The sequence below is a fragment of the uncultured Halorubrum sp. genome, from assembly GCF_937146585.1.
GTDB lineage: Archaea > Halobacteriota > Halobacteria > Halobacteriales > Haloferacaceae > Halorubrum > Halorubrum miltondacostae.
Map to the genome: position 1 here is coordinate 1 of NZ_CAKZRO010000065.1, position 11,545 is coordinate 11,545.

General features: G+C 72.4%; 14 protein-coding genes. 5 read left to right on the plus strand and 9 right to left on the minus strand.

Annotated elements, in window-relative coordinates; translation table 11 throughout:
- Positions 1-409, minus strand: a 409-nt coding sequence (locus Q0116_RS05840; protein WP_297886406.1) for a DUF4013 domain-containing protein, incomplete at its 3' end; no start/stop codon positions are given.
- A 236-nt stretch (positions 410-645) separates the two neighbouring features.
- Between Q0116_RS05840 and Q0116_RS05845 the strand changes: the two genes are divergently transcribed.
- From Q0116_RS05845 to Q0116_RS05855, 3 genes are all read left to right on the plus strand, one after another.
- Entirely contained in the window at positions 646-1,065 is a 420-nt protein-coding gene (locus tag Q0116_RS05845; protein ID WP_297886407.1) for a hypothetical protein, read from the plus strand.
- Positions 1,062-1,997, plus strand: a complete 936-nt coding sequence (locus Q0116_RS05850) for an alpha/beta hydrolase (RefSeq protein ID WP_297886408.1) — start codon at positions 1,062-1,064, stop codon at positions 1,995-1,997. The genes Q0116_RS05845 and Q0116_RS05850 overlap by 4 nt, the downstream gene beginning before the upstream one ends.
- A gap of 77 nt (positions 1,998-2,074) precedes the next feature.
- Positions 2,075-2,386, plus strand: coding sequence for an MTH1187 family thiamine-binding protein (locus Q0116_RS05855; RefSeq protein ID WP_297886409.1), 312 nt, complete (start codon positions 2,075-2,077; stop codon positions 2,384-2,386).
- A 23-nt stretch (positions 2,387-2,409) separates the two neighbouring features.
- Here Q0116_RS05855 and Q0116_RS05860 read toward each other — a convergent pair whose 3' ends face one another.
- From Q0116_RS05860 to Q0116_RS05880, 5 genes are all read right to left on the minus strand, one after another.
- Entirely contained in the window at positions 2,410-2,994 is a 585-nt protein-coding gene (locus Q0116_RS05860) for an NUDIX domain-containing protein (protein ID WP_297886410.1), read from the minus strand.
- 69 nt (positions 2,995-3,063) lie between these two features.
- Positions 3,064-4,572 (minus strand): RtcB family protein, encoded by a 1,509-nt coding sequence (locus Q0116_RS05865; RefSeq protein WP_297886411.1) that lies wholly within the window; start codon positions 4,570-4,572, stop codon positions 3,064-3,066.
- 98 nt (positions 4,573-4,670) lie between these two features.
- Positions 4,671-5,213, minus strand: a complete 543-nt coding sequence (locus Q0116_RS05870; protein ID WP_297886412.1) for a hypothetical protein — start codon at positions 5,211-5,213, stop codon at positions 4,671-4,673.
- A gap of 68 nt (positions 5,214-5,281) precedes the next feature.
- A complete protein-coding gene (locus Q0116_RS05875) occupies positions 5,282-5,728 on the minus strand; it encodes an archease (protein WP_297886413.1) in 447 nt (148 codons plus the stop codon).
- Positions 5,725-6,543 (minus strand): DUF502 domain-containing protein, encoded by an 819-nt coding sequence (locus Q0116_RS05880; RefSeq protein WP_297886414.1) that lies wholly within the window; start codon positions 6,541-6,543, stop codon positions 5,725-5,727. Before Q0116_RS05880 ends, Q0116_RS05875 begins: the two co-directional genes overlap by 4 nt.
- Positions 6,544-6,707: 164 nt before the next feature.
- On the opposite strand from Q0116_RS05880, the gene Q0116_RS05885 reads away from it, so the two are divergent.
- Both Q0116_RS05885 and hmgA read left to right on the plus strand, forming a co-directional pair.
- Complete coding sequence (locus tag Q0116_RS05885) at positions 6,708-7,181, plus strand: GNAT family N-acetyltransferase (protein ID WP_297886415.1); 474 nt, start codon at positions 6,708-6,710, stop codon at positions 7,179-7,181.
- Between the two features lie 103 nt (positions 7,182-7,284).
- On the plus strand, positions 7,285-8,508 hold the full coding sequence (gene hmgA, locus Q0116_RS05890) for a hydroxymethylglutaryl-CoA reductase (NADPH) (protein ID WP_297886416.1): 1,224 nt from the start codon (positions 7,285-7,287) through the stop codon (positions 8,506-8,508).
- A 39-nt stretch (positions 8,509-8,547) separates the two neighbouring features.
- Here the strand turns inward: hmgA and Q0116_RS05895 are convergent, their stop codons facing one another.
- The 3 genes from Q0116_RS05895 to Q0116_RS05905 form a co-directional block, all read right to left on the minus strand.
- Positions 8,548-8,859: a DUF2250 domain-containing protein gene (locus Q0116_RS05895; RefSeq protein ID WP_297886417.1), complete on the minus strand. Its 312-nt coding sequence runs from the start codon at positions 8,857-8,859 to the stop codon at positions 8,548-8,550.
- A 135-nt stretch (positions 8,860-8,994) separates the two neighbouring features.
- On the minus strand, positions 8,995-10,440 hold the full coding sequence (gene cofH, locus Q0116_RS05900) for a 7,8-didemethyl-8-hydroxy-5-deazariboflavin synthase subunit CofH (RefSeq protein WP_297886418.1): 1,446 nt from the start codon (positions 10,438-10,440) through the stop codon (positions 8,995-8,997).
- Between the two features lie 104 nt (positions 10,441-10,544).
- Positions 10,545-11,543 carry a DUF6293 family protein gene (locus Q0116_RS05905; RefSeq protein ID WP_297886419.1) on the minus strand — a complete coding sequence of 333 codons (999 nt, stop codon included), beginning with the start codon at positions 11,541-11,543 and terminating at the stop codon, positions 10,545-10,547.
- Positions 11,544-11,545 lie beyond the last annotated feature (2 nt).

Below are 11,545 nucleotides of genomic sequence, written 5' to 3' on the forward strand. Positions count from 1 at the left end.
CGACCGTCGCCGCGGCCGCTCCCTGGTCGGCCGGGCCGGCGACGAGCGCGGCGACGACGCCGACCGCGACCGCGAGGCCGCCCGCGAGCGGCGCGAGCAGCGCCGCGGACAACAGCGCCGACTTGATCCCGTCCCGGACCAGCTCTCCCCAGGCGACGAGCGACGGCGCGCCGCCCGCGTCTCCGGTCTGGATCGCGCTGCGCGTCACGCGGACGAAGTAGCCGCGCGCGACGAGCGACGGCGCGAGCGCGACGGGGGCCGCGACGGCGACGAGCGGGCTGACGAAGAGGACGCCGAACAGCCACAGCGGCGTCAGGACCCACGCGAGCAGGGTCACTGCGCCGCCGACGAGAGCGACGCCGACGGCGTCGTCGGTTCGCGCCAGCGCCGTCGCGGCCGCGGTGAGCATATACTCCTGTATACGGACGGAAGCAGCATAAATGATGGCCGGCCCGAGCGTTTATGTCACTCCGCGGATTAGCGCTAACTGGCCGCGCGGGTTAATCGTGTGCCTCTGACAACCTATCGGCGGCCGCCACACGGCGGCCGCACCCCGTCCGCGGCTTTCGTCGACTCGTCGCTCGGCCAGTCACGGCGCCGCCGCGTGCCGGTACCGATTTATCCCGCCCTGCCGACGGATCGGGTATGACCGGCGACGAGCGGACGGCCGATCTGGAGCCGGAACTCAGGAGCTACGGCGTCAGCGTCGAATCGATCGACGGTGACGACCCGCTGGAGCTGACGTACATGACCGCCTTCCCCGGCCGCGAGGTCCACCGCGGCGAGATCGGACGCGCGCTCAACGCGCTCATCGACCGCGCGGAGGCCGACGAGTGGGAGCCCGTCCGCGTCGAGGGGACCGTCGTGCGCTCCCCGGGCGACGTCCTCGGCACCTGGCACGCCGAGGCCGAGTGGTTCGAGGCGCTCGCGCGCTACGAGATCTCCGAGACCGAGTTCTCGAGCCGGGTGTTGGAGACCGTCAGCCACGAACCGGACGCGGGACCCGACTCGGAGGCCCCCGACGACGCGGACGCCGACGAGACCGACTCGGGGGGCGACCGGTGACCCGCCGGAACCCCGTCAACCGGGCGCAGCGCCGCATCGCGCGGCCGGCCCGCGAGCGGTTCGCCACCCGCGCGGTCGCGTTCGACGCCGACGGCGCGACCTGTCGCGGCACGCTGTACCTCCCGAGCGGCGACGCCGACGACCCTCCGGTCGTCGTGATGGCCCCCGGGCTCGGCGCGGAGCGGACCTTCGGCTACCCCGCCGTCGCGGAGCGGTTCGCCGACGCGGGGTACGCCGCCCTCCTCTTCGACCACCCGGAGTTCGGCGACTCGGACGGCGACTCGCAGGCGGTCGACCTCGCCCGCCAGCGCGCGGCGTACGAGGCCGCGATCGACCGCGCGGACCGCCTCGACGAGGCGGGCGACGACCTCGTCTTGTGGGGCGCGTCGCTGTCGGCCGCGCACGTGCTCACGCTCGCCGCCGAGCGCCGCGACGTCGACGCCGTCGTCGGCGTGGTCCCGATGCTCGACGGGCGGGCCATCGCGACGCGGCGCGGCGGCGGGTACCTCGTCCGCGCCGGCGTGACGGGGCTCCGCGACCTGATCGGCCACCGGATCGGTCGCGGGCGGACCGTCCCCATCGCGGGCGACGCGGCCGAGCGCGCGGCGATCACCGAGCCGGGGACGAAGCGGAAGTACATCGACCTCGTCGACCGCGAGTCGGCGTGGCGCAACGAGACGCCCGCGCGGTCGCTGCTGGGGCTCGTCGGCTACCGCCCGGTGACGCGGCTCGACGAGATCGGCGCGCCGACCCTGCTGCTGGCGGGGACCGACGACGCCATCGTCGACGCGGAGTCGGTCGCCGACGCCGGCGAGCGCCTCTCGCGCGGGACGGTCGTCACGATGCCCGCGGACCACTTCTCGGTGCTCGGCGACGACTTCGAGGGCGCGATCGGCCACCAGCTCTCCTTCCTCCGCGACGCGCTGGAGTAGGTCGCTCCGGTGAGGGTCGGATCCGGAAGTCGCCGCTCCCGCGACCGCTTAAGTGAGTCCGCGGCGCACCTCCGTCCATGACAGCCATCGCGATGCTGAGCGTCGCCCCGGTGATCGAGGAGAGCATGTCCGAGGAGGTGGCGAAGGCGGTCGCCGCGCTCGACGAGTTCGACGTGAGCTACGAGACGAACCCGATGGGGACCGTGATCGAGGCCGACGACGCCGAGACGCTGTTCGCGGCCGCCGCGGCCGCCCACGACGCCGTCGACGGCGACCGCGTCTCGACGGTGCTGAAGATCGACGACAAGCGGACGAGCGACGAGACCGCGGCGCGGAAGGTCGACGCCGTCGAGGACCACCTCGGCCGGGAGGCGAAGCGAGAGCGCTGAGGGACCGGCGGGGCGGCCGGCGCTCAGTCGTCCCCGTCCCCGCCAGTGTACCGGAGGAACAGGTCGACGTGGTCGACGTGGTTCTCGATCGTCCCGTCGGGAACCGTCGAGGCCCACGCGAGCTCGGCGTCCCCCTCGGCGAACCGGCTCTCTGGCGCGACGGCGGGGTCCTCGCGGAACGACGGCGCGGGCTCCGCCAGCGAGCAGACGAAGGAGACGCCGTACGCGGAGAACGAGGCCGAGCCATCCCGTCGTTCGAACCGCAGGTCTTCGACGAGGACCGCCCCGTCGACCGCGACGGAGACGCCGGTCAACCGCTCGGCGCTCCGGCGCGCCGCGGCCGCCCAGTCCGCTTCCGGGTCGACGGTCCCGCCCGGCGGCGCCCACCCGCCCGTCCCGTTCCAGTCCTGTAGCAGCACGCGGCCGTCGCCGTCGGTCAGGCCGATCTGGACGACGCCGTCGATGTCGTCGTACCGCTCGCGCCGCGCCTCGTAGCGGTCGGCGTCGAGCGTTCTCGCGACGCGCTCGACCCGCACCGCGTCCCGGTCGAGCAGCGCCTCGGGGTCGCGCAGCGACGCCACGGGATGCGGCTCCGGAGGATCTGCCATCGCGTCGTCAGAGGGCTCGCGGAGACAAAGGCGCGGCGGGGATCGGTCGCTTCGGGTCCGCGCCCGCCTTCACCCCTTGATGTTACAGACGGGGAACGTGCGGGCGACCTTGTCGCCGATGCCGAGCTCGTCGCTCACGCGGATCACCTCGTCGATGTCCTTGTAGACGCCGGGGGCCTCCTCCGCGATGGTGGCCCCGGACTGCGCCTTCACGTAGATCTGCTGGCCGTCCTCGAGGTCGTCTTGGACGTCGCCGCCCCAGAACTCCTGTTTCGCCTGCGTGCGGCTCATCAGCCGTCCCGCGCCGTGGGCGGTCGAACCGAACGAGACGCCCATCGACTCGTCGCCGCCCCGCAGGACGTACGAGCCCGCGCCCATGCTGCCGGGGATGATGACGGGCTGGCCGACCTCGCGGTACGTCTCCGGCACGTCCTCGTTGCCGGCGGGGAACGCCCGCGTCGCGCCCTTGCGGTGGACGTACAGCTCGCGCTCGGCGCGGTCGACGGCCGCGTCGCCGACGGCGGGGCGTCCCTCGGCGTCGACGCCGACCTCGTGGGTCTCCTTCTTCGCGATGTTGTGCGCCACGTCGTACAGCAGCTCCATCCCGAGGTCGCCGATCGGGTCGGCGTCGAACACGTCGCCGAACGTCTCGCGGACCTGGTGGGTGATCAGCTGGCGGTTCACCCACGCGAAGTTGATACAGGCGCCCATCGCGCCGTAGTACTCCTCGGCCAGCTCGGAGCCGGCGGGCGCGGCCGCGAGCTCCTTGTCGGGCAGGTCGGCGAGCAGGTCGCCGTGCTCCTGCTCGATCCGGCGGAGGTAGTCGTTACAGGTCTGGTGGCCGAGCCCGCGGCTCCCGCAGTGGATCAGGACGACGATGCCGTCCTCCTCGAGGCCGTACGCCTCGGCGACGTCCCCGCGGAACACGTCGGTGACGCGCTGGACCTCGAGGAAGTGGTTGCCCGAGCCGAGCGACCCCATCTGGTTGCGCCCGCGGTCCATCGCCTTCTGGGAGACGTACTCCGGGCGCGCGTCGGGGCGTCGCCCCTCGTCCTCGCAGTGCGCGAGGTCGCTCTCGATCCCGTAGCCCGCCTCGACCGCCCACTCGACGCCGCGTTCGAGCGCGCCCTCGACGGCGTCGGCGGTTCCCTTGACGACGCCGCCGCCGCCGAGCCCGGAGGGGACCGCCTCGAACAGCGCGTCGACGAGCTCGGACTCCCGGCCGCGCACGTCGTCGTAGGTGAGATTCGTCCGCACCATCCGGACGCCGCAGTTGATGTCGTAGCCGACCGCGCCGGGCGAGATACAGCCGGTCCGGGCGTCGATCGCGCCGACGCCGCCGACGGGGAAGCCGTACCCCTGGTGGCCGTCGGGCATACAGAGCGCGGGCTCGACCATCCCGGGCAGGTGGGTGGCGTTCTTCAGCTGCTGGAGCGAGTCGTCGTCGCCGATCGCCTCGAGCAGCGACTCGCTGGCGAGGACCCGCGCCGGGACGTTCATCTCGCCCTCGCGGGGGATCTCCCAGACGTGCTCGCGCACCTTCTCCAGCCGGATCCCGTCGAACTCGCGCGTGGTCATACCCGGCGTTCGACGCGGGGAGGCAAGGGCGTTGCGTCAGCGGGCGGCGCCGCGGGCGAGTCCCTCGCGGTCGACGCCGGTCGTCCGACTGCGACCGCTCACTGGTCGAGCGGGTCGATCGGGAGCCAGTCGATCGCGCCGTCGGCGAGCGTGAACGCGGCGAAGACTCGACCGAGGACGAGCCCGTACAGCAGGTGCGCGACCGCGATGACCGCGCCGAACTCGAAGCTGGCCGTCAGGCCCGGCACCGGGAGCGTCGGCACCGGCAGCGCGGTCGCGCCCTCGATCGCGATGGCGGCCGGCAACAGCAGGCCGCCGGTGAGCACGCCGAGCAGCGCGGAGTGGACGACGCCCAAGGAGAGGCAGCCGCCGACGTCCCCGCGCAGCTCCGCGAAGAATGGGCGGTCGAAGACGGCGACGAACAGCGCGCCGAACAGGGTGCTGTTGAACAGGTGGACTCCCCAGCCGGCGCCGACCGTCTCGACGCCGACCAGCGCGCCGATCGTCGGCATGAGTCCGAGCCCGAAGTGTAACACGGCGCCCATCGCCACGCCGGCGACGAGCCCGCCGACCGCTCCGGCGCGCCACCGCCGCTTCGCGACCGTCCGCTCGCTCCCGCCGCTCCGTTCTGAGTGTGACATACGTTAGCAACGGACTCGATAAACATAATGGTTCCTCACGACTGGCTCCGGGCCGGGGTCTCACGGGCTCACACGTCGAACACGACGTACGCGCGCCACCCGTTTCCGCGGCGTTCGAGCGCCATCTCGGAGTACGTGACGGCCTTGATCTCACGGGCGGCCACCACGTCGAGCGGGACGCCGCGCGCGCTGGCCGCGAGCCGCCAGGCGTCAGGGTCGTCGGGCTCGTCTGCCCAGTCCGCCCCGCTTGGTTCGGCGACCGTACAGCGATGGTCGGCCGGGAGGACGAGGCGCACGTCGCGCTCGTAGATCAGCCGGTCGAGGTAGTCGAACAGCAGGGCCTCCCGGCTCTCGGCGGTGACTTCGACCTCGAACCGGTCCCCGCCCGTCGCCGGCACGGACTCCGCGCTCGCGGCGGTGAGCCCCTCCGCGACCGCCGCGAACAGCGCCGCGAGCGTGTCGGCCGTCGCCTCGACGGCGACGTCGGCGGTGTGGTCGCGCAGCTCGTAGCTCATCGCCCGCCGCCCCCCGCGTCGTCGCCGGTCCCGTCGCGGGGCTCCTCCGCGCTCTCCGGTCGCTCGTCGGCCGGGAACCGGGCGTCGATGGTCCGCTCCGGCGCCTCGGCGCGGAGGTCCTCCGGGTCGACGTCGTCGAGGTCGGCCGCGACCTCCTCTAGCGCCACCCCGCTCGTCACCAGCGCGCGGATCCCCTCGTCGACGGTCAGTTCGACGTCGACGACCCGGCGGTCGGGGACGAAGACGACGTGGCCGCCCATCACCGGGTTCGGGGCCATCGGCATGAACAGCGTCCGCATCCCCTCCCCCTCGCTGTCCGCGTGGTCCGCGATGACGTCGGGCGTCTCGCTCGTGACGAACGCGAGCGTGTAGGTGTCCTCCGTCGGGAACTCCACGAGGACGACCTCGCGGAAGTTGCCGCCGTCCGAGTCGAGCATCGCGTCGCTCATCTGGCGGAACCCCTGGTAGACGGAGCCGACGCCCGGGACCCGCTCGACCGCGTCGTCGACGTAGTCGACCGCGCGCTCGCCGTACCGCGAGGACTCGACGCCGGCGCCCAAGAGGAGGATCGTGGCCACGAACACGACCGGCGTCGCGATCTCGATCGCGGTCTCGCGGGAGACCGCGCCGATCACCGGGAGTCCGTCCCCCGGCGTCACGGCGACCACCGCCGACGAGAACACGTCGAGGTAGTCGTACACCGCGTTGAAGGCGAACGCGAGGACGGCCAGCGTGATGACCGCGGGGACGACGACGGCGACGCCGGTGAGGAACGCCCGTCGGAGCAGTGCGACCCACGATGACTCGTCGGCCATTGATGGCGACCACGCGCGACCGCGACAAAACGTTTCCGTCGGACGCTCGCCCCGCGTCGGCGTGGATCTGCCGGCCGCGTGTAGACCCGCGGAGAGCGGGCCTCCGACCGCGCCGGCCCCGCTGGCGGTGGAGTTATATTCCGCTGGCGTGTTAGGTCATCGCAGTGAGCGTCAACGTCGAAAAGCGGACCGACCCGCCCGGCGAGTCCGACTACTCGACCGCCGCGTGGGAGCTCAAAGAGCAGATTCGGTCCGCGGAGGGCGTCCTCCGACAGCGACGCGGTTTCTTCGTCGACGCGTATCGCCGGTCCACCGCCCACCTGCTCGTCGAGAACGACCGGCTCGTCGCGTTCGCCTCGGTCCGGCGCGACGGCTACATCCTCTTCCTCGCCGTCCACCCCGACCACCGCGGCCGCGGCTACGCCGAGCGGCTCGTCGCCGACGTCGCCGAGGACCACCGGTCGGTCACCTGCCACGCGCGCACGACCAATCGGCAGGCGCTCGGCTTCTACGAACACCTCGGCTTCGAGGTGATCCGCCGCATCGACGACTACTACGAGGACGGCGGCGACGCCTACTACCTCAAGCTCGGCGGCGAGTCGCTCCGCGAGCGGCTCTCCGGCTTCGTCGGCCGGTAGGCGGTCGATTTTCCCGACGACGCGGCCTCCGAACGCCGCGGGTCCGACCGCCGAGGGCCCCGGAACCGACAGTAATTAGCGCCCGCCGCGAGGAGAGGGCGGCATGTCGCAACCGACTCCCGCGGACCTCGCGACCCGGGTCCGCGACGGCGACCTCCGCTTCCACGAGCTGGAAGACCACGCCGACGCCGACGCCGCGACCGCCGCGCGCCGGCTGCTCGTCGCGGAGGCGACCGACGCCGACCTCGACCCGCTCGGCGAGTACGCCTTCGACGCCGAGGCGGTCCACGGCTCGAACATCGAGAACACCCTCGGCGGGGTCCAGGTGCCGGTCGGCGTCGCCGGCCCGGTGACCGTCGACGGCGGCGCGGAGTCCGCCGAGCGCTACCTCCCGCTGGCGACCACCGAGGGGGCCTTGGTCGCGTCGATCAACCGCGGCTGCTCCGCCATCGAGGCCGGCGGCGGCGCGACCGCGCGGGTGACGAAGAGCGGGATGACCCGGGCCCCCGTCTTCCGGGTCGCGGACGTCGCCGAGGCCGAGGCGCTCGTCGCCTGGGTCCGCGACAACGAGCCCGCGCTCGCCGAGGCGGCGGAGTCGACGACGAGCCACGGCGAACTGCTCGACGTGACGCCGTACGTCGTCGGCAACAACGTGTTCCTGCGGTTCCGCTACGACACGAAGGACGCGATGGGGATGAACATGGCCACCATCGCGACGCGGGAGGCCTGCGACGTGGTCGAGGCGGAGACGGACGCCTCGCTCGTCGCGCTCTCGGGCAACCTGTGCTCCGACAAGAAGCCCGCCGCGATCAACGCCGTTGAGGGCCGCGGGCGCTCGGTCGTCGCGGACGCGACGATCCCCCGCGAGGTCGTCGAGGACCGCCTCCGCACGACTCCCGAAGCGGTCGCGGAGCTCAACACGCGGAAGAACCTCGTCGGCTCCGCGAAGGCGGGCGCGCTCGGCTTCAACGCCCACGTCGCCAACGCGGTCGCGGCGATGTTCCTCGCCACCGGGCAGGACGAGGCACAGGTCGTCGAGGGCGCGAACGCGATCACGACCGCCGAGACGACCGACGACGGCGACCTCTACGTCTCCGTCTCGCTGGCGAGCCTCGAGGTGGGGACCGTCGGCGGCGGGACGAAGCTCCCGACCCAGCAGGCGAGCCTGGAGATCCTCGGCGTCGCGGGCGGCGGCGACCCCGCCGGCAGCAACGCCGACGCGCTCGCGGAGTCGATCGCGGTCTGCGCGCTCGCGGGCGAGCTGAACCTGCTCGCGGCGCTCGGCTCGCGACACCTCTCGTCGGCGCACGAGGAGCTCGGCCGATAGACGGAGACGGCTCGGTGCGGCCTGCCGCTCACTACTCCTTCAGTCCGACCAGCGCGGACAGTCGTCGCGGAGCGCCGACCGCCCCGCGTCGGTGAGGCGGTAGACGGCCTCCCCGGTCACCCGCTCGACGAGCCCCGCGGCCGCGAGCGCCTCCAGCCGCGACTCGACGTGGTCGGCGTACAGCCCCGTGTTGCTCGCGACGAACGCCGGGTAGTCCGTCCCCACGTCGTCGAGGTACGCCAACAGCCGCTCGTCGGAGCGCGTGAGCGACGGCGCGTCCGGGCTCTCCCCGCGGTCGCCGCCGTCGCGCTCCCCCGACCGGTCGGCCGGCTGTGCGTCGGGTGCGGTCATCTCACACGTGGTGACGTGTGACATAATAAAGGGCGTACCGGGGGTTCTCATTCGGTGAGAGTCGCCGACGGGCGGACGGAACGTGTTCGGGGTCGAACAGATCTGTTCGGCGGAGGCGCGGCCGGCGACGCGGACTCAGTCGTCGGCGTCGGCCGGGGGTGACCCAGCCGCGCCGCCGCCAGGGCCGCGGTCCGATAGCAGCGGGGTCCCATCGGCGCGCGGGCCGAGCCGCGGGCCGTGCGGTCCGTCGTCGGGGTCGATCCGGCGGCGGGTCCGGTAGTCGGTCGAGCGCTCGACCGGGGTCCGGCCGATCGCCGTGATCATCTCGACGTAGTCGTCGAACGAGCGGTACTCGCCGTACTCGCCGCCCGCGCGGCTGGTGATCTCCTCCGAGAGGATGGTCCCCATGAAGTCGTCCGCGCCGCAGTTGAGCAGCTTGAGCCCGTGGGCGTCGCCCGACTTCACCCACGACGCCTGGACGTGGTCGACGTTGTCCAAGAAGAGCCGCGCGACCGCGACCACGAGCTCGTCCTCGGCACGAGAGGGGCCGGAGTCGACGACGCCCCGCCGGTAGAGCGGGGTGTTCTGGTGGATGAAAGAGAGGGGGACGAACTCCGTGATCCCGCCGGTGCGGTCCTGGAGGTCGCGGATCACCTTCAGGTGCTGCGCGCGGTGCGCCACCGTCTCGACGTGGCCGTACATCATCGTCGAGGTGACGTCGAGGCCGGCGGCGACCGCGCCCTCCATCGCCGCGACCCAATCGTCGGTGCGGATCTTCCCCGGGCAGATCACGTCGCGGACCTCGTCGACGAGGATCTCGGCCGCGGTGCCCGGCGCGGAGTCGAGCCCCGCGGCCGCCAGCTCGCGGTACACCTCCTCGTACTCCCAGTCGGTGCCGCGCGAGGCGTGGTACGCCTCCTCCGGGGTCATCGAGTGGAGGTGGACGCCGCCGACCGACATCGCCTCAATCTGCTCGACGTAGGTGCCCGGGTCGGTCGCGTACGTCTCCGGCGGCTTGTAGTTCACCTCGCTCGCGGGGTCGTCGCGGGCCGCGAGGACCTCGTGGTGCTCCTCGTTCAGCGCGAACGCGGGGTGGAGCCCCGAGACGGAGCACACCTCGTAGACTCCCATGTCGAGGGCGTCCTCGACGATCGCGCGCGACTCCGCGGGCGGCTTGGTGAACCCCGCGTGCTCGACGTCGCTGTCGGCCTCGAACGCGTGCGCGGAGTCCTTGAAGTTACAGAACAGGCAGCCGGTGTTGCACGCCGTGGTGACGTTGTTGTTGAGGTTGGCGACGAAGGTGACCTCGTCGCCCACCTCCTCGCGCCGCCGCCGGTCGGCGGCCTCCAACACCGCCTCCTTGCGGACGGGGTCGATCCCCTCGGACGCCGTGCCGGTCGCGAGCAGCTCGGTCGCGTCGTCGACGGTGAGGCGGACCCCGTCGCGGGCCTTCGCGAGCGCGTTCTCGAACGACTGGTCGGTCGCGGGCGCCGCGAAGTCGAACTCGTTCGCGCCGCTCTCCGGTCCGCCGTCTCCGCGCTCGTCCGGCCCGTTCGCGCCGGAACCGCCGCCCGAACTCATCCCCTAACGCTCCCGGTTCCATCCTGATAAACGGGCGGGTCGCGACAGTCGGCGAGCGAGAAGTGATCGATCGAACAACGCGGTCCGCGACGCGGCCGACCGGCCTAGCGCACGTCGCGGTCCTCGTCGGCGTGCGCGCGGACCCACAGCCGCCCGATCCGCGAGAGGCTCGTCCGGTAGGACTTGCCGTGCTCCTCGCGCTCGATGTACCCCTTGCCGCCGGGGCCGAGCCGGTCGACGTTGTAGATCACCTTCGAGCGGAACGAGTCCGTGTACTCCTCGTTGAGCTCGGCCGCGAGCGTCTCGGCCAGCTCCGAGACGGACTCGAACTCGCCGTGCTCGCCGAGGGTGAAGAGCACCAGCTCCTCGAACGGCTTGACGTTCTGGAAGGAGGCCACGGGCAGCTCGATCACGTGGCGGTCGCCGATGCGCTTCGCGCCGATGGTGGTCCCGCGCTCGTCGAACTCCGCGAGGAGGTCCGTCGTGCTCGTCAGCCGGTCCGCGACGCGCTCGGGGTCGACGCCGGCGTCCGCCAGCGCCTCGGCGTCGCTCCCGTCGTCGAGGTCGCGCAGGAGGTCCCGCGTCGCGCGCAGCTCCTCGGCGAGCTCGGTCTCCAGGTACTTCTCGGGGGCCGTGTAGTAGGTGTGGATTCGGTCGCGGTCGGTCTGCCGCTCGACCATGATCGAGTGGGCCGCGGTCGCGAACGCGAACGAGACGGGGCGGGGCATCGAACAGAGGTTCACCCACACCTCGCGCTCGTCCGGCGGGCCGTCGCCGGCGTCGTCGCCCGTGCCGCCGTCGTCGGCCGCCGCGTCGCCCCCGCCGTTCCGGTCCAGCTCGGCGTTGATGAGGTCGAACGCGCGCTCGAAGGCGGCGTCGTAGTCGTACACGTCGTCCAGCCGCTCGCGGACCGTCTCCGCGCCGAGCAGGTTCCGGAAGTCCTGTTCCAGTTTGCGCGCGATGTTCCGCGAGTACTCGACGTTGGCCTCGCTCCCGACCGTCCCCTCCAAGAGGATCACCCGGTCCACGTCGAACTGGTCCCGGATGAGGGGGGCGATCATCCGGTCGTAGTCGAACCCGACCGGAACGATGTGGGTCTGCATAC

Bases quoted from the DNA above. Each gene is read 5' to 3' on its own strand.
- Q0116_RS05895 (WP_297886417.1), bottom strand. From the start codon at position 8,859: ATGACCGCACCCGACGCACAGCCGGCCGACCGGTCGGGGGAGCGCGAC.
- Q0116_RS05860 (WP_297886410.1), bottom strand. From the start codon at position 2,994: ATGGCAGATCCTCCGGAGCCGCATCCCGTGGCGTCGCTGCGCGACCCC.
- Q0116_RS05875 (WP_297886413.1), bottom strand. From the start codon at position 5,728: ATGAGCTACGAGCTGCGCGACCACACCGCCGACGTCGCCGTCGAGGCG.
- Q0116_RS05855 (WP_297886409.1), top strand. From the start codon at position 2,075: ATGACAGCCATCGCGATGCTGAGCGTCGCCCCGGTGATCGAGGAGAGC.
- Q0116_RS05905 (WP_297886419.1), bottom strand. From the start codon at position 11,543: ATGCAGACCCACATCGTTCCGGTCGGGTTCGACTACGACCGGATGATC.
- Q0116_RS05880 (WP_297886414.1), bottom strand. From the start codon at position 6,543: ATGGCCGACGAGTCATCGTGGGTCGCACTGCTCCGACGGGCGTTCCTC.
- cofH (WP_297886418.1), bottom strand. From the start codon at position 10,440: ATGAGTTCGGGCGGCGGTTCCGGCGCGAACGGGCCGGACGAGCGCGGA.
- hmgA (WP_297886416.1), top strand. From the start codon at position 7,285: ATGTCGCAACCGACTCCCGCGGACCTCGCGACCCGGGTCCGCGACGGC.
- Q0116_RS05865 (WP_297886411.1), bottom strand. From the start codon at position 4,572: ATGACCACGCGCGAGTTCGACGGGATCCGGCTGGAGAAGGTGCGCGAG.
- Q0116_RS05845 (WP_297886407.1), top strand. From the start codon at position 646: ATGACCGGCGACGAGCGGACGGCCGATCTGGAGCCGGAACTCAGGAGC.
- Q0116_RS05870 (WP_297886412.1), bottom strand. From the start codon at position 5,213: ATGTCACACTCAGAACGGAGCGGCGGGAGCGAGCGGACGGTCGCGAAG.